Below are 16,663 nucleotides of genomic sequence, written 5' to 3'. Positions count from 1 at the left end.
GATCCCTTCTCGAACTCAGAAGTGAAACATCGTCGCGCCAATGGTAGTGTGGTTCGCCCATGTGAGAGTAGGTCATCGTCAGCTCCCTATACCTAAAAGCCCCCATTCATCCGAATGGGGGCTTTTTTTATGTGCTCTATAAGAGATTTGTATGTTGCTTTCTGGGGCTTAATCCAAGGTGTTCTACCCAAAGCAAACAATCGCTTACCCATACAGCCCACTACTTTTGTTATGGTGTCTATCTATCAACATTAACAAAAGTACTACTGCTATGACTCCTTCCAAACTATTCGATTTAACCAATAAGACAGCTATTGTGACCGGTGGCGCCAATGGTATCGGCAAAGCATCTGCTATCCTACTTGCCCAGCACGGTGCTAATGTCGTTATTGCCGACCTAAAATTAGACGATGCACAAAAAGTCGCTAAAGAGATAACTGCTCTAGAGGACACAGATGCTCAAGCATTGGCCATTGAGTGCAATATTTTAAAAGATGATAACTTAACCAATCTTGTTGATAAAACCATTGAGACATTCGGTGCGGTTCATATCCTGATTAATAATGCTGGCGGCGGGGGCGGCGGAAAAGAAAGCCCCTTTGAGATAGACGTTAGTGATTTTAAACGTGATTTTGAGCTGAACGTATTTAGCGGTTGGCGTCTATGTCAGCTGGTTATGCCACATATGAAAAAAGCAGGTTATGGCTCTATTATCTTCACGACCTCTATGGCCAGCATCAATAAAAGCCCTAACATGAGCGGTTATGCCAGCTCAAAAGCTGCGGTTAATCATATGGTCGCAAACCTTGCTCACGACTTTGGCCCAGAAGTACGCATTAATGCCGTAGGACCAGGCGCCACCAAAACAGACGCTCTGCAAACGGTGTTAACGCCTGAGCTTGAAGATAAGATATTAGAGCATACTCCAATTAAGCGCTTAGGCGAACCTGAAGATATTGCAGGGGCCATGCTGTACTTTGCCTCTCCCATATCTGAGTGGGTGAGTGGACAGACCTTATTTGTAAATGGTGGTGGCACGCAGACGTTAGATTGATAATAGCAACTCTTAAACTTGCCCTTTTATAGTCAAGTCAAGGTAAAAGTGCTACCCGTTACTCTATGCAGTACTTTTAAATTAAGGTTCTGTATTTACATAGATTAAAGATGGATAGCGACTGGTTGAATAACCTGATAGTCAAAAAGTTAATTTAGACGAAAATACTTTACTGCCTGGATTTATGGCTTATGTTTTTCATTTTTAGCCTGATAGGCTATGCCGTAATATGTAATAATTGTTTATTAAGCACGAGAGTTTTTAAGGAGCTTTTATGACTACCTCTACAGTTGAATACCAAGGCAATCTACGTACCCAAGCCTTACATCTACAGTCAAACAATCAAATCATCACCGATGCGCCAACGGACAATCATGGTAAAGGGGAGGCGTTTTCGCCGACCGATCTATTAGCGACGAGCCTTGCTAGTTGCATGCTGACCATCATCGGTATCAAAGCCGAGGCCATGGATATAGACGTGACAGGCACACGTGCTGAAGTGACTAAGATCATGGCGGACAAACCCCGCCGAGTAAAAGAAATTCAAGTGGTCATTACCTTTAATCAGCCGCTTGATGAGCGCACCAAAAACAGACTTGAAGCCGCGGCTTTTAGCTGCCCTGTGGCAAAAAGTCTACACCCTGATATTGAACAAAACGTGACCTTCCACTATCCCAGTGGTGAGTAATGTGTCGGCTAAGACCTTACTGATTGTTGCGCATGCACCGTCACCGAATACCCAAAAGTTAGCTCAAGCGGCCTTTGATGGGGCCAATCATTCTGATTTAGACGTTACGGTGATTCTCAAGTCGCCACAAGAGACTCAGCCTGGTGATGTGCTTGCTGCTGACGCTTTATTGTTAGGCACCACAGAAAACCTAGCTTATATGGCAGGGCTGACCAAAGATTTCTTTGATCGCTGTTATTATCCAGTGCTGGATAAAAAGCAGGGCCTACCTTTTGCTGTCTATATTAGAGCAGGTCATGATGGGACAGGAACCAAGCGGGCACTACAGACGATAACCACAGGACTGCGCTGGGAGTGGGTTCAACAGGCATTGATATTGCAAGGTGAGTGGCAGGATGTATTTGCTAAGCAAGTCGCAGAGCTAGCGATGACGTTAGCAGCAGGTGTTGAGGCAGGTATTTATTAACTCAAGTTTTATGTGCTTATGAGTGATCATCAGCACAGAGACCGTAGGCTGATTATCTAAGAGGGGTGTTATGAATCAACAAAATTTGGGCAATACAGATATCAGTCATAGCGCCCACCTGCCGTTTTCGCAAGCATGTGAGAATAATAAACAGCCTATTTTAGAGGTATTGCAGCACCAGTTGTCAGCTCATCATTATGTATTAGAGGTGGGCTCAGGGACAGGGCAGCATAGTGTTTACTTTGCACCCAGACTGCCGCATTTGCAGTGGCAAACAAGCGATGTGCTGGATAATCATGGGGTGATTCAAGGTTGGCATGACAAGTACCCTGCACCAAACTTACACGCACCGCTGGCCTTTGATTTGACCCGTGATGGCATGCCCATAGCAATGAGCGCGCCATCTTATCCAGATAAAAGTTCGCCCTACGATGCTGTTTTTACCGCCAATACCCTGCATATTATTGCTTGGCCGCTGGTTGAGAGGTTGTTTGAGCTGGTAGGGGATGCCTTGCCGACTCATGGCAAATTTATTGTCTATGGGCCGTTTAATGACAACGGTCAGTATAGTAGCGATAGCAATCAGCGCTTTGATAGGCATTTGCGTCAGCGTGATCCAAACAGTGGTATCCGTGACAAAGTCGATATTATGCATTTAGCCAAACAGCACCATCTAATTTTAGTTAATTGCTATAGTATGCCGGCCAATAATGAGATATTGGTGTTTGAAAAATCTGATATTTAAAACCTCAAGTGAATATAACGTTAACGTTAATAGTATGGCAGACCCTACAGGAAGCATTTCGCTAATAGTGCTTCAGACCAATGGTGCGTAGGGTACCTTTATCGTCAATATCTTTGATAATAAGTGACCACTCTTCATTGATTTGGACCGTGTCTCCAGGTACAGGTGCGGTATTTAGGTTGGCTTTGATAAATTCAGCAACCGTTTGTTGCCACATGTTAACCGGTGAGCCATCTTTATCGTAAGTGACTTTGGTATTCGGCGGGGTAGAGGAGACGCTTTCATCAAAGAAGGGCAGATCACCAAGCCGAACATTGGGAGAGATCATCCAGTCACCATAAAAATCTTCCACTGAGCGCCTATCTAGCTTGATGTCATTATAAATACGAGCGATTTTGGCGGCATGATTACCCCTTAAGCCATACCAGACTCGGTCGCCATATTTTAAGCGGGTGTCTTGATCAACAATAACGATTTTTTCATTACGAATTAACGCAAAAATGGCAATTTCATCCTCACTTATACTCGAGTAGATGTCCAAGGGGTGGCGGCCCATAGCAAAAGCACCAGGCTTCACCTCAAACTCGTATAAGGTAATACTGGCCTGCTCTGATACCCAAATCTCCATCTCTTCATCAGGCTCAGCATTGCTTGGTACACGTACTTTAAATAAATTAGCCATAAACGGAATAGTGGTACCTTGTAGCACTAAGGATAAAATCACCACCCCAAAGGCAATATCAAATAACAAAAAGGCATCCGGCAGGCCGGCCATCACCGGTAAAATGGCCAGCGTAATTGGCACCGCACCGCGCAGGCCAACCCAAGAAATAAAGCCTATTTCTCTATCTTTAAAGCCAAATGGCTTGATGCTTGAGAATACGGCGATAGGACGGGCAATCAAAATCATAAAGGCGGCGATGGCCACAGAGTAGTGCCAGACGTTGAGCACGTTTGAGGGGGTCACCAATAAGCCCAGCACCACGAACAGTACGGCTTGTGATAACCAAGCAAAGCTGTCCATAACCCTTAACACATGCTCAGTGGCGCGTACTTTATTATTACCTACTAAAATACCGGCCAAATATACCGCCAAGAAACCACTACCACCAATTAAGTTGGTCGCAGCAAACACAGCCAGACCTGCCGACATAATTAAAATGGCATACATGCCGACCGCCAGATGTAGCTTAGGCAACATCTTCGATAACAGATAACCAAATAATAGCCCCATGAGCATCCCAAAGCCCAATTGCTGCGCCAATAAGCTCACAAACCCTAATAAGGTTTGGCTATTTTGATCGACATTAAGCGCAATTAGGCCTGTAACCAGTAAGATAGCAAAAGGATCGTTGGCGCCGGATTCAAGCTCTAGTGTGGCTTGAACACGGTCGTTTAGCTTCACGCCGCCATTACGTAATAATGAAAATACTGCCGCTGCATCGGTTGAGCCGACAATGGCTGCCATCAATAGCCCGATACGCCAGTCGACATCCAGCAGCCAGGTGACGAATAAGCCCAGCACCAAGACGGTGGCAAATACACCCCAAGTGGCCAACACTACAGCCGGCTTTAAGCCCACACGGAAGGACTTAAAGGAGGTTCGCAAGCCGCCGTCTAATAGGATGCAGGCCAATGCCGCCTGCCCCACAAAGTTAGCAATGGCATACTGGGAGAACTCAATACCCAAAATCCCTTCTTCACCTGCCAACATACCCACCAATAAAAATAGCAGCAGTAAGGGTAGGCCCAAGCGGGCTGAAAGTGTACTGGCCATAATACTTGAGAAGATAAGTATCGCACTGACCAAATATACAATGTTTAGGGTTTCCATGAGTCCAATAAGCCTAGAGTCTAAGAGTAAGCTGCCTAACACAACTGATTAGGCAAGAAGGCGCCCAGCCAATTCGCTGAGCGTATTAAATGATAAAAAAGGTATCAGGTGCGGTAGCAATTGCGATGAGCGCGTGCTAGATAGATTCTGCAGTAGTTCGCTTGATTTGTCTATGCTGTACCCAAATTAGTAGGATAAAACACATCAGCCATAATGCCAGTAGGTGATACAGATAACTACTAACTTGACTTAAAGAGGCGCCCATTTGGTTTAATTGTACCGAGGCATTCATCCCTGAGGTAGATGGAAATAGCCAACGCACATATTGTAACACCTCAGGCAACTGAGTGACCGGCCAAGGATAGCCGCTCAAAAAGAACATGGGTAGGGAGCTGAAAATTAGAATCTGCATACCGCGCTCACGCTCTTTAAACCACAGGCCAAGCAAGCAGCCGAGTGTCGCCACAGTGGGAGCGTAGATTGCCATAAACAGTAAGGTACCCGGCAGATTATGACCGCGCGAATAATTTTGAAAATTAAAGACCCAACCATAATAAAAACAGGCCACGGTAAAAGTAATTAAAGATAAGGCGCCAATACGGCCAAGCCAGCCTAGGATACTGGCGTTTTGTTTTTTGTTTTCGTACCAAGTGCCAATAAGTAAGGAGGTGCCCATCAACAAGGTTTGCTGCAAAATCAAAATGGCCACGGCCGGTACCACATAAGCGCCATAGCCTTCGGTACGGTTAAACATGGGATCAATGCGCAGAGGCACCGCTTGAGTACTTACCTTGGCTGTTGGCATATAAGCACCTTGGGCCACACTGCGCTTAATCTCTATGCCCGCTGACACGGTGGAGACGGCTGTGGTAAAGCCCAATTGCAGCTGTTTATTTAATAAAAAGTAACTGTTATTGCCCAAAATAGACACATGTGCAGGCTTGCTGGCGTAGACGTCTTTTTCTAAATCACGAGGGATAATCAAATAGCCGGCAATTTGCTCATCATACAGGGCATTTAAGGCATCTGTTTGGGTAAGATAAGGGGTCACCTTGATGTTGGGATGGGCATCGCTATAGCGGGTAATGGTCTTTGATAATTTGCTGTGATCATAATCGACCACACCAACTGGCACCTGCTGCACCACCTCACTACCATAAGGCCAGGGGTAGAAGAACCCATAAATTATTGGCGCAAAAATCAGCATTAATAGCACGCCTTTGTCCTTAAAAGCCAATGCTAATGTGCCTAAGAATCCTTCAATAAAACTGCTGTGGCTGATCATAGCTGTCGGCTTTTTATCCACACTTGAGCGTGGCTGTGAGGGGCCTTTTGATTCAGATGATAAAGCAGGCTCTGCTCGTAACTGACTCACATCACAGTGTGCAGCATCTGTCTGATAGCTTGGCAGCTTATCTTGTGATAGTGGGTCTTGATTGATTGAGCTGTTATCTGTTGGGTCTTGATGTAACGGCTTCTTGTCTAAAGGGGCAGGGTCTAACGCAGCCTGTTGTGATGACTCATGATTCAAGTCAGTGTGCAAATTGCTACTGCCTTGTTGGGTAGTGTCTAAGGCACCATCATTGTCTTCATGTGGCTGTTTTGGGTTCAAAGGGAGATTGGACATTAGCGGGCTCCCCAGCGTTGCGGATTTTTAAAGGCGCGGATACATAATAAGGCGGTAAGTACCAAAGTGACCACCACAGCCACTATTAGGCCGGCGAGTGTGGGTAGCGCCACTGAAACCGGTGCCGACATTTGTAATTGGGTTAAGTGAATCCGTAGATAATGGGTTAAGGGTAGAGCATTGGCCCAGCGCTGGGCGCCTTCACTCATTGCCAATAGCGGAAAAGTGACACCCGCGAAGGCAAACGATGGCGCAGAGACAAAGCCGGTACTTGAGAGCCCCATACGCAGCGAATAACTGTTCAAAGTAAAAATGGCGCCCACCCACAAAGAGATCATCATCAGAGCTATAAAGGCAGCAAATACAATCAAGATGGCCGCAGCGCTGGCCGGATGCACGGACACCGCTAAGAGTAGCATCAGCCCTGCCCACATCATATAAAACAATAGCGCCCAGATAAGCTTGCCATTTAGACCGACCACCAGCGCCAAGATAGACACTGTTTGTGGCATACGCGGCTGTCCCAATTGGGTGGTGCTGATAGGGGCTGGTACTGCACTGAGGCTTGAGGTAGAAGTGGGTACAAAAGTCTGGGTGCTCAATGCGTTATAATCAATCGGGCCTTGCCAGCTAGCATCAAGATCTGCCTGCATTTTTGCCAGTTTTTGTGCTGGCGGGAGATGCTTGAGCGCTTTAAAATCAGGATAAGGCATGTCCGGATAGACGATGGTGTGGTACCACTGTGAGAAGGTTTTATCCCTAATCTCGCGGCCAATGGTCGTCGCCCCAATAATCATGGCCAAAATATGTAATAAAGCGGGAATCACGGTGGAGGCCAAGAACTGCTGATAGTTGGCTCCTATATTAAATAAGCTTATGCGCTCGACACCAATGGGCGAGTAGCTAATCTTAGCCTGCTCTATATAACTGCCTTGCTTGACAGTGCGCTTAATCTCCACCCCTGCTGATAGCGTACCTACCACAGCCTGCACCCCTTTTTGAATGATACCTGAATGGGTACCATACTGCGCATTAACCTTTAAGATAATCGGTGAAGGGGCTGCTTTATTAATTTGATCGGCAAAATCTGATGGAATGATGACCACCCCATATATCTTTTTGGTCAAGATATCCTCGTTGACCTGAGCAATATCGGTATACAGCTGCTCAACTTTGATATCAGGGCTGGCATCGAGGTAGCGGGTAAGGGTGCGAGAGTAGGCGCTGCGACTATCTTCAATAACGCCAATGGGCAGATCGACGATATAAGGCTTAGAAAATATCCACCATATGCTTAAGATGGTCGCTAAAGGCAGCCACAATAGCATGACAAAGTCCCACGAGTGGTGCTGCAAGAAGCGACCTTCATAGCACGCACTGCGTAAGAACACTGACCACAGTGAGGCCTTGCGATTGTCTTTATCACCAAAGACAATCTTAGGCGGTGTGCTGTGATTACCGGAAGATGCAGACATAATCTAGCCTTAGCCTATCCAATCTGATTTAGTTAACACGGTTGGTTTTTTTATTAGAGGCACTGGCATCAAGCTCTACCACCACGCTCATGCCCGAGCGAATCTTGGGGTCAGCAGTGACGGGACGCGCTTTGACCTCAAAGGTACGCACATCAAAGTTATCTTCGGTATTGGTGGCGCGCCAAGTAGCAAAGTCAGACAAGGCGGCGGTGTTAAATACTTTAAAAGTCATCTTATAAGGGGCATCAGGACGAGACAGCGCTGGTACTTGGCCGACAAACTGGGTGCCAATGCTAAACTGATTTAATAGGTTTTCTGTCACATTGAGTACCACCCACTGCTGATTGGGATCGACCAAAGTCATGATGGGGACGCCTTGGCCGATGACCTCACCTGGATTGACAATCACATCATCAACTATGCCGGCAATGGGGCTTTTTAAGTTGGCCTCATTTTGCGCCGCTTGTGCCTCTTCAATCTTACCATCTACTTGGGCCACCTGTGCTTTAGCACCCGCTTTATCTTCTTCACGAGCCCCTTCTACGGCCAAGTCATATTGTAAGCGGGCGGCGTCAGCTTTATCTTGGTTGGCCACATACTGAGTATAGGCTTCATCGCGCTTTTGACGTGCCATTAGTCCCTCTTCATAAAGACGATTAACACGCTCATAAGTACTCTTGGCTAAGTCTGCTGCGGCTTGGTTGGCTTGCCAGGCTGCTTTGGCTTGGCCAATTTCTTGCGGACGGGCACCATTTTGTGCTTTATCCAGCTGGCTTTGGGCCATGTCTCGGGCAGCTAAAGCCTGGTTCATTTTGGCAGTAATCTCAGGTGAATCCATCTCAATCAGCTGTTGACCCGCAGTGACATTATCACCTTCAGTGACCAATATCTTGGCGATGCGTCCCGGCACTTTTGCGGCAATGGCGGTGGACTGCATCTCCATTTGGCCTTGCACCACGATAGGTTTTTCGTTACTTTGTGAACTTTTATTTAAGCCATAAATAATCAGCGCTATTATCCCAGCCACAACTAAGGTGATTATGATGTTTCTTAGCATGGTTGGGCTGGGCTTTTTTGAGGGGCTCGTGTTTGAGGTGCTCATGTATTTATCCTGAAGATAAAATAAAAGTAAAAAGGTTAAGGCGTGTAGCGGCGCTTAGCGCTAATAAACCGTGGGCAGCTTAATATCGGCCACGGCCATATATTCGTTAAAGGCCTCTGGGGTACCAATGCTTTGCATTAAAGCGGCAAGCGCCTGTACATAATCATTGGCCGCAGCAGCTTGCTCGGTGCGGGCTTGCAAGTACTTGGTTTGCGCAGTAGTCACATCAAGGGCGGTATTCACCCCCTCTTTCATGCCCAGTTGCTTGTAGCGTAGTAACTCTTGAGACAGCAGCACATTACTGTTTAATGACTGGAAACGGACCCGGGCATTTTCTACCGATTGCCAGTTTTTTTCTACTAACAATAAGATGTTGTCACTCACATCGATTTTGGCCAATAAGGCTTGGCGCATTTGTGCTTGACCAGAAGCATGCTGTGCGCCTTTGTCCAAGCCACCCCACAGCTTCCAACTGGCAGAAACCCCCGCAATCCAGCTGGGATCCTTGTCAATTTCATGATAACCGAATAAGGTAACGGTCGGCTTATAACCGGTGTTGGATAAGCTGGTTAAAGATTCTGCTTGGGCGTATTTGGCATCGACTTTTTTAAGACCGGGATGGTTTTTTAAGGCCAAATCTTGGAAGTACTTTAAGGGAGGTAGAGGCTTTGAGGAGACAAACAATGGGCTGGTAGGCTTGATGGGTGTTGGTGAGCGCAATAGGCGCTGCAGGGCAGTCATGGCTAATTGAGCATTATTGCGCGCTTTTAGCGCCTCACTTTCAGCCTCTGCTAACGCTGTCTTCGCCTCTAGTCTTTCAACGCCTGATATAAAGCCTTCCTCTAGGTATCTTTGCGCCATATGATCGGTTTCTTTCACCGTATTTAAGGCATCTTCACGTAAGTAAGCAGCGAGCATGGCAAGCTGAGCGGTGAAGTAGCGATTAATTAAGGTTGCTTGCAGGTCGTCCTTATCAAGTAAGGCGTCCGCTTGGCTCTCTTCAGTGCGCGCATCTGCCAGATCAGTGACCGCTTGGGTGCGCCCAGCGGTATACACCGGCCACAGCATGGCAACACCTGCGCTGGTATTTGTACCACTGCGTTTTATATTATATTCATCGGGTAGGCGGTCACTGATGATGGGCGGAATGGCATTAACAATATTAGGATCAATATTTTGTAAAATAGGATTGTCTTGAATTGCTTGGTTTACGCTGTCATTGATACCGGATTTAAGACCGGTTAAATCCACATCTGCATCCACACTATATCGGGTAGCGCCAGCCCGTAAAAAAATCAGCGGTTGGTTGAGACCTTTGGTAGCTTCAGATTGCAGCTCATTTGCTGCAATACCGGCATTGTTGCTGGCAAGTTTGGGTGACACTTGCATTAATACGTTTTGGGCTTGTTGTAGACTGATTTTGTCGGGTACATCAATGGTATACACATCATCAATGGCCACCCCTGAAGCTGGGTCGACAATGCTGTGTAACGGTATGGTTTGATAGCTGCCTTTGTCTAGATTTTCGCCAATCTTTTTTACATTGGTCGCCGGGATGGGGTTTTGATAAGTGGGGCTTTGCGGTGACAAGACATACTCATCGCTGCCACTATTTATAGGTGCCGTGTGGCCTATGGTTGATAGGGCACTGAGACTTACGGCCACCGAAAGCTGCCAAGATAAGGGAGCCAAATACGCAGCATGCCTATTGAGCCGCTTAGCATAATGCGTCAATATATGATACGAGGTAGGCGCACAAGGGCGTCTCACAAAAGAGGCTTGCGGTTTTACAGTCTCAGAGCGCTTTAACTTAAGTAATGACATAACGGCAACTGGCTAATAAAAGGGATGAGTTGGAGGTAGAGAGTGTATCAGTTTTATTTAATGATTTTTGGTTAGTGATGACGCCTAAACCATGGATTAATCAGGCGCCAAGCGCATATCTTGATTTGGGTTCATTATAATAGCCTGCTAAAAAGCTTATTTGAAGTTATAAATACGTCCGACCAGTCCTTTTAGCATGTCTTAGCGCAATATAGCCATAAACACCACCAACAAAAAAGCCGTACAAGCAGGTATGGCGTGTATTGACAGGGTTAAAAACAGCCTTTAACCCCAATATGGAAGCCTCATCAATGGCCATAAAAAAAGGCTGTGTTTTTGCTTGGAGACAAAAACGCAGCCTTGGTAGGGTGCAAACTCATAAAATATGGTTTACATTGAGCCAAAGTTTAATGATTAGTTAACTAGATTTCAACAGCAGCCCGTTAATAAAATGCCAGCAGTGGGCGACCGGCCAGTCAAATATTAAGCTTAAGCTGTCAGTTATCAGCTTATACTTTCAATCATGCCAAGTGGGCTAAGCCTTTTCAAGCTTAGGACGAGCTTTGGCAACCGCTTTTAATAAGGCTGCTTTAAACTCACCTGGACCAAACTTCACCATATCTGAATGGGCTGCACAGAAGTTCTCGGTTTTTTGCCATTTTTCTGCCAAATTCTCTGCCCAATCACAGTATTTTTTTCCGGCATTAGGCTCATCGGTTAGTGCCTTTTTGGTGGTGGGATGTAGCGACAGTTCTGGCAAAATGGCTTGCAAGATTTTGGCAGGCGGCGTGACAAAAGTATCATCTACATGTAAGCTTTTGCTGGCAGGATGAAAGGCCAGTAAAGAGCTGGCGTGAATCATCTCATTGTCTGAGATATAGTCGATACCTTTGGGGAGTGAGAACTCAAGCTCAGGATAGCGTTTGGCTACCGCCTCGCTTTCTACCAAGTCATCGGCCCAGTTTACCTCGGTTATCTTACGCTTATGACGTTCGCTGCCGTAATTAATGGCGGTGGGAAAATCTTTGGCCATTTGCGCGCAGTGTATGGTATGAAAAGGGTGTAAATTTAAAATGGCTTCCACCTTTGTGCCATTATCAGTCAAGGACATCACCTTATCGCGCAGCTCACCGGTTAAACTATAGCTGTCTAAAAAGATAAACTTGCCTGACTCTAGTTGCACTAAAGAGCACTGAGTGCCAATATCTATTAGACCGCCCAGTTTAAATGAACCACGTATGTTCCAAAAACCTGAACCCAAATCAATTATCTTATCTGTCATAACATCCTCTTTTTAAAGTAAGTTATTTACTATTAAATGTTGTAGTCATCATCGGTTATTTGCCTCTAAATGTCTGTTAAGAAATAATACAGTGAGTAGTAAAAAAGCTAACGAGTGTAGTCTAATATGCCCACGACTTAATATAGCAAGCATTTCCTTGGTAGAGGATAGAGCAACCAATACCCTAATTTATCTGCTAAGAATAAAAAACACCCCAAGCGAATGCCAGAGGTGTTTTTTGAACCGTAAAGCTAACACAAGATGTCTGCCTTACCCGTGCGTGTTGCAGACGCAGTTATAGTAAGCTATCTAAATGACGTGCAGGGTCGGTCTCTCGAGCTGCGAGCGCATCGTCAACCGTTAAGCCGATGGCTTTGGCCACGCCTTCACCATAAGCAGGGTCACACCAGTAGCAGTTACGGATGTGGCGGTATTTGATAAAGTCTGGCACCGATGCTATGTTACGCGCTGTGTTATCAAATAATACCTGCTTTTGCTCATCGCTCATGAGATTGAATAAAGCGCGCGGCTGGCTAAAGTAGTCATCATCGTCTTTACGGAAGTCCCAATGAGCGGCATCCCCATTAATTCTTAGAGGCGGCTCAGCGTATTCAGGCTGCTCTTGCCATTGACTAAAGCTGTTTGGCTCATAATGTGGACGACCCCCATAGTTATCATCGACACGGCCTAGACCATCACGATGGTTGCTCGAGTAAGGGCAACGTGGTTGGTTGACTGGAATCTGATGGCTATTAACGCCCACACGATAGCGCTGTGCATCTGCATAGTTAATCAGACGGTTTTGTAGCATCTTGTCTGGAGAGACACCGATACCTGGTACTAAGTTACTTGGTGCAAATGCCGCTTGCTCTACATCTAAAAAGTAGTTGTCTGAGTTTTTGTTAAGTTCAAATTCACCCACCTCAATTAGAGGGTAGTCGCCTTTTGGCCAAACTTTAGTCAAGTCAAACGGGTGGTAAGGCACCTGTTCAGCCTCTGCTTCTGGCATGATTTGAACGTACATTTTCCATTTTGGGAAATCGCCATTTTCGATAGACTCAAATAAATCTTTTTGATGGCTTTCACGGTCCATACCGACAGTTTCGGCAGCTTCGGCATCAGTTAGGTTCTTAATGCCTTGCTGCGTACGCATGTGGAATTTGACCCAGAAGCGCTCGCCTTGATCATTCCAGAAGCTGTAAGTGTGTGAGCCAAAGCCATGCATATGACGGTATGAGGCAGGGATACCGCGGTCACTCATTACGATGGTCACTTGGTGGAATGACTCAGGTAGTAAGGTCCAAAAGTCCCAGTTATTGGTCGCTGAGCGCATATTGGTACGAGGATCACGTTTTACCGCTTTGTTCAAATCAGGGAACTTACGTGGGTCACGTAAGAAGAAGACAGGCGTGTTGTTGCCTACTAAATCCCAGTTACCCTCTTCGGTGTAGAACTTTAGGGCAAAACCACGGATATCACGCTCAGCATCAGCCGCACCGCGCTCACCGGCTACGGTACTAAAGCGGGCAAACATTTCGGTCTTTTTGCCGACTTCGCTAAAAATTTTAGCACGCGTATATTTAGTAATGTCATTGGTGACGGTAAAGGTACCAAAGGCGCCAGAACCCTTGGCATGCATGCGGCGTTCTGGAATAACTTCACGCACAAAGTTGCCCAGCTTCTCGTTCAACCAAAGGTCTTGCGCCAATAGCGGACCTCGAGGGCCGGCTGTTAAGCTGTTTTGGTTGTCTGCAACGGGTGCACCATTGTTCATGGTTAGCTTCGTGGGGGCGTAGGGGCATTTTTTATCACTCATTGTAATCTCCTTTTTTTTGTAATGAGTGGGGGATAAAACACTTGATTTTTTACAGCCTGTTATTTTTTTAAGTACAATAGAGCAGTTAGGGTATGGTTATTACCAAGCCGGTTATCTTGCTTATCTCTATTAAAGCCAAATTGTGTAGTTTTGTATAATAAATTAATTACAATAGTATGTTTTGTTTTACTAATCTATTTTTGCTACCGCTTTTGGTCTATAAATCCTTTTATAACTATTGAGATTTTTTTGGCTCGATTGAATTTAAGTCACCCATTACTTGATTGGTTATAACAATCATGTGGGTTTCAATAGCTAATGTAGTACAGTCCAACAAATAAAGCAATTTAGCCACATTTATAGGCGCCGCTGGGCTGATCGGTACCTTAAAATTACTATAATCGTGGGTGTTTAAATGTCTCCAACTGCCATCGCCTATGCCTATTTGGCCGGGGCTATTATCTTTGAAATAACCGGAACCACCTTTTTGGTGAAGTCGCAAGAATTCACTAAGCTTTATCCCACTTTAGCCACGGTGGTGCTCTATGCTTTTTCTTTTTATTTTTTGACTAAGTCATTAAGGGGTATTCCGCTTGGTATTGCTTATGCAATGTGGGGCGGGGTAGGTATTGTGTTAACAGCTTTGATTGGTCTGCTGGTATTTAAGCAGAGTATTGATACGCCGGCAGTGATAGGCATTGGCCTGATTGTGACCGGCGTTGTGGTGCTTAATTTGTTCTCAAGCTCTGTGGGGTAGGAGGGGGATTAGGGGAAGATCTAAACTCGGCTATCAATAATAACCGGATAGCCTTTGTGCTCAATGACGGTAGCTTTCACCCCATATAAATCCTGTATGGTCTCTTGCGTCAGCACTTCAATAGGATGGCCGGTTTGAATAACTTGTCCGGTCTTTATCATGACTACGGTATCGGCGAACTGTGCGGCTTGGTTGATATCGTGCAGCACAATAACCACTGTCTTTTTTTGTTCATGAGCCAAACTGCGTAGGGCGCGCATCAGCTGGCCTGAGTGGTACATGTCTAAGTTGTTAAGCGGCTCATCAAGCAGTAAATAAGGGGTATCCTGGCAGACAATCATAGCAATCAATACCCGCTGCTGTTGCCCACCTGATAAGGTAGATAAGTAGCGGTGTGCCATATCTTGCAATTCAAACTTCTCAATAACCTCAGCCACCTTTTGATGATCGGCTGGGGTAGGCCGGCCTTGATGATATGGATAACGGCCGAACATCAATAGCTCTTCTACCCGCAATCGGCCTTGTAGTTGATTGCTCTGTGCCAATATGGCCACTGTCTTAGCCATAACCTTACTGTCGGTATGTGCAATGTCGTACTCACCAAACTGAACCGACCCATTTTGTAGCGGTTGTAGGCGTGACATGACGCTAAACAAGGTGGACTTTCCGGCACCATTTGGCCCAATTAACGCAATCACTTGCGCATCTTCTAAGCTTAAGCTGACATTATTTAAGATGGGGTGGTGATCGATGTGATGGCTTACATTATTAATGGTAATCATAAAGATATTCAGCTGTCAGGTATAAAAATAGGATGAAAATTAGGGGGATATAACAGTAAGTGTCAAAGAAGCAGCCAAGCTGGCTTATTGATCACTTAGGCCACCTGCTTGCGATACTGCTTTAAAATCAGGCCGATAAAGACCATGCCGCCGAGCAGTTCAATCACAACTGACAACACACCGGCCATGCCAAGCACCCGCTCAAACAAAGTCTGACCCAATACCAACGTAATCATGGACACCAAGCTGACCAAAACGATACGCTCGCTATGATACATGCTGTGGCTTATGCGGTTGGTCAAAGCGCACACCAATAACCCCAAAAATACGATAGGGCCGACAAAGGCGGTCGCGGTTGCGACCAACACTGAGATGACCACCAATAGACGCAGGGTTAAACCCTGATAATCAATGCCCAGACCAATTGCATCGGAGCGGCCAAGCATCAGTACATCGACCTGAAAGCGCCAGCGCCAAATAAGCCATGCACTGACAAGACAAATGGCCAGGCTCAGCCACATCATATGGACATTGGTGATATTAAATTGGGCAAAGCTGGCCGCTTGTATCACTACGAAGTCTTCGGGGTTAATGAGGCGTGCCACCAAATTTGATAAGCTTCTAAATAACACGCCAAAGATAATGCCGACTAAAATTAGCCGAGATAAAGAGTGCTCAGTGCGATTAAATAATAGCCGAAACAGGAATAAGGAGGCGGCCACCATCAGTGCCACTTCAATGCCAAACTTTAGTAACGGCTGACTGGTAAACATATTCACCGCACCCAAGAAGAATACCAATAGGCTTTGGATAAGAATATATAACGAGTCAAAGCCCAATAGGGCAGGCGTTAAAATCGGGTTGTGGGTGAGGCTTTGAAACAGCAGTGTCGAGACTCCAATACAGTAGCCCACAATCATAAGCGCCGCCAGCTTTTGCCCCCGGAACGGCAACACAAAGTCCCAGTTGCCATTGGCCTGTAAGGTCATAAACAGCACGCAGCTTACCAGTAAAGTCAGCAAAGCAAGCCACACCGGTTTGCTAAATACCAAGCCTGGATTAATACGCAGCTGTACAGGGTGAGTGGTAAGTGGATGTTTAGAAGTTTGGCTATTTGAGGACACAAACTGCGAGCCTGCACAATCTTTATTATTGCTAGAGGACTTAGGCATTGATGTGGTGGATGCTTGCTTGGATGAATTCATAATAAG

Annotated in this window: 14 protein-coding genes; 5 read left to right on the top strand and 9 right to left on the bottom strand. The window is 45.9% G+C overall.

Annotated features, from left to right (window positions below; genetic code table 11):
* The first annotated feature begins 271 nt into the window (after nucleotides 1-271).
* The 4 genes from JMX92_RS08475 (at nucleotide 272) to JMX92_RS08460 (ending at nucleotide 2,953) form a co-directional block, all read left to right on the top strand.
* Entirely contained in the window at nucleotides 272-1,054 is a 783-nt protein-coding gene (locus tag JMX92_RS08475) for a glucose 1-dehydrogenase (protein WP_201545179.1), read from the top strand.
* A gap of 274 nt (nucleotides 1,055-1,328) precedes the next feature.
* Nucleotides 1,329-1,742: an OsmC family protein gene (locus tag JMX92_RS08470; protein WP_201545177.1), complete on the top strand. Its 414-nt coding sequence runs from the start codon at nucleotides 1,329-1,331 to the stop codon at nucleotides 1,740-1,742.
* A 1-nt stretch (nucleotide 1,743) separates the two neighbouring features.
* Entirely contained in the window at nucleotides 1,744-2,208 is a 465-nt protein-coding gene (locus tag JMX92_RS08465) for a flavodoxin family protein (RefSeq protein ID WP_201545175.1), read from the top strand.
* Between the two features lie 70 nt (nucleotides 2,209-2,278).
* A complete protein-coding gene (locus JMX92_RS08460) occupies nucleotides 2,279-2,953 on the top strand; it encodes a DUF938 domain-containing protein (protein ID WP_201545174.1) in 675 nt (224 codons plus the stop codon).
* A gap of 61 nt (nucleotides 2,954-3,014) precedes the next feature.
* On the opposite strand, the gene JMX92_RS08455 is transcribed toward JMX92_RS08460, so the two are convergent.
* The 7 genes from JMX92_RS08455 to JMX92_RS08425 form a co-directional block, all read right to left on the bottom strand.
* The gene (locus JMX92_RS08455; RefSeq protein WP_201545172.1) at nucleotides 3,015-4,787 is read right to left on the bottom strand and encodes a potassium/proton antiporter; all 1,773 of its coding nucleotides are present in this window, start codon (nucleotides 4,785-4,787) and stop codon (nucleotides 3,015-3,017) included.
* Nucleotides 4,788-4,923: 136 nt separating this feature from the next.
* Entirely contained in the window at nucleotides 4,924-6,414 is a 1,491-nt protein-coding gene (locus JMX92_RS08450) for an ABC transporter permease (protein ID WP_201545170.1), read from the bottom strand.
* Nucleotides 6,414-7,889: an ABC transporter permease gene (locus JMX92_RS08445; RefSeq protein WP_201545169.1), complete on the bottom strand. Its 1,476-nt coding sequence runs from the start codon at nucleotides 7,887-7,889 to the stop codon at nucleotides 6,414-6,416. The genes JMX92_RS08450 and JMX92_RS08445 overlap by 1 nt, the downstream gene beginning before the upstream one ends.
* 28 nt (nucleotides 7,890-7,917) lie before the next feature.
* Nucleotides 7,918-8,991 carry an HlyD family secretion protein gene (locus JMX92_RS08440; protein WP_011959933.1) on the bottom strand — a complete coding sequence of 358 codons (1,074 nt, stop codon included), beginning with the start codon at nucleotides 8,989-8,991 and terminating at the stop codon, nucleotides 7,918-7,920.
* A gap of 60 nt (nucleotides 8,992-9,051) precedes the next feature.
* Nucleotides 9,052-10,815, bottom strand: a complete 1,764-nt coding sequence (locus JMX92_RS08435) for a TolC family protein (protein WP_201545166.1) — start codon at nucleotides 10,813-10,815, stop codon at nucleotides 9,052-9,054.
* A gap of 535 nt (nucleotides 10,816-11,350) precedes the next feature.
* On the bottom strand, nucleotides 11,351-12,097 hold the full coding sequence (locus JMX92_RS08430) for a hypothetical protein (protein WP_201545164.1): 747 nt from the start codon (nucleotides 12,095-12,097) through the stop codon (nucleotides 11,351-11,353).
* 295 nt (nucleotides 12,098-12,392) lie between these two features.
* Complete coding sequence (locus tag JMX92_RS08425; RefSeq protein WP_011959936.1) at nucleotides 12,393-13,913, bottom strand: catalase; 1,521 nt, start codon at nucleotides 13,911-13,913, stop codon at nucleotides 12,393-12,395.
* A 415-nt stretch (nucleotides 13,914-14,328) separates the two neighbouring features.
* On the opposite strand from JMX92_RS08425, the gene JMX92_RS08420 reads away from it, so the two are divergent.
* Nucleotides 14,329-14,670 (top strand): DMT family transporter, encoded by a 342-nt coding sequence (locus JMX92_RS08420; RefSeq protein ID WP_155587714.1) that lies wholly within the window; start codon nucleotides 14,329-14,331, stop codon nucleotides 14,668-14,670.
* A 20-nt stretch (nucleotides 14,671-14,690) separates the two neighbouring features.
* Here the strand turns inward: JMX92_RS08420 and JMX92_RS08415 are convergent, their stop codons facing one another.
* Both JMX92_RS08415 and JMX92_RS08410 read right to left on the bottom strand, forming a co-directional pair.
* Nucleotides 14,691-15,452 (bottom strand): ABC transporter ATP-binding protein, encoded by a 762-nt coding sequence (locus JMX92_RS08415; RefSeq protein ID WP_201545163.1) that lies wholly within the window; start codon nucleotides 15,450-15,452, stop codon nucleotides 14,691-14,693.
* Nucleotides 15,453-15,547: 95 nt separating this feature from the next.
* Nucleotides 15,548-16,657, bottom strand: a complete 1,110-nt coding sequence (locus JMX92_RS08410; protein WP_011959939.1) for an iron chelate uptake ABC transporter family permease subunit — start codon at nucleotides 16,655-16,657, stop codon at nucleotides 15,548-15,550.
* Nucleotides 16,658-16,663 lie beyond the last annotated feature (6 nt).

Source organism: Psychrobacter sp. H7-1 (genome assembly GCF_904846585.1).
Lineage (GTDB): Bacteria > Pseudomonadota > Gammaproteobacteria > Pseudomonadales > Moraxellaceae > Psychrobacter > Psychrobacter raelei.
This window is presented reverse-complemented; position numbering and strand designations above follow the sequence as displayed.

Excerpts from the sequence above, each read along its gene's own strand:
- JMX92_RS08475 (WP_201545179.1), top strand. The coding sequence starts at position 272 with ATGACTCCTTCCAAACTATTCGATTTAACCAATAAGACAGCTATTGTG.
- JMX92_RS08440 (WP_011959933.1), bottom strand. The coding sequence starts at position 8,991 with ATGAGCACCTCAAACACGAGCCCCTCAAAAAAGCCCAGCCCAACCATG.
- JMX92_RS08415 (WP_201545163.1), bottom strand. The coding sequence starts at position 15,452 with ATGATTACCATTAATAATGTAAGCCATCACATCGATCACCACCCCATC.
- JMX92_RS08430 (WP_201545164.1), bottom strand. The coding sequence starts at position 12,097 with ATGACAGATAAGATAATTGATTTGGGTTCAGGTTTTTGGAACATACGT.
- JMX92_RS08450 (WP_201545170.1), bottom strand. The coding sequence starts at position 6,414 with ATGTCCAATCTCCCTTTGAACCCAAAACAGCCACATGAAGACAATGAT.
- JMX92_RS08460 (WP_201545174.1), top strand. The coding sequence starts at position 2,279 with ATGAATCAACAAAATTTGGGCAATACAGATATCAGTCATAGCGCCCAC.
- JMX92_RS08435 (WP_201545166.1), bottom strand. The coding sequence starts at position 10,815 with ATGTCATTACTTAAGTTAAAGCGCTCTGAGACTGTAAAACCGCAAGCC.
- JMX92_RS08445 (WP_201545169.1), bottom strand. The coding sequence starts at position 7,889 with ATGTCTGCATCTTCCGGTAATCACAGCACACCGCCTAAGATTGTCTTT.
- JMX92_RS08455 (WP_201545172.1), bottom strand. The coding sequence starts at position 4,787 with ATGGAAACCCTAAACATTGTATATTTGGTCAGTGCGATACTTATCTTC.
- JMX92_RS08420 (WP_155587714.1), top strand. The coding sequence starts at position 14,329 with ATGTCTCCAACTGCCATCGCCTATGCCTATTTGGCCGGGGCTATTATC.
- JMX92_RS08410 (WP_011959939.1), bottom strand. The coding sequence starts at position 16,657 with ATGAATTCATCCAAGCAAGCATCCACCACATCAATGCCTAAGTCCTCT.
- JMX92_RS08470 (WP_201545177.1), top strand. The coding sequence starts at position 1,329 with ATGACTACCTCTACAGTTGAATACCAAGGCAATCTACGTACCCAAGCC.
- JMX92_RS08425 (WP_011959936.1), bottom strand. The coding sequence starts at position 13,913 with ATGAGTGATAAAAAATGCCCCTACGCCCCCACGAAGCTAACCATGAAC.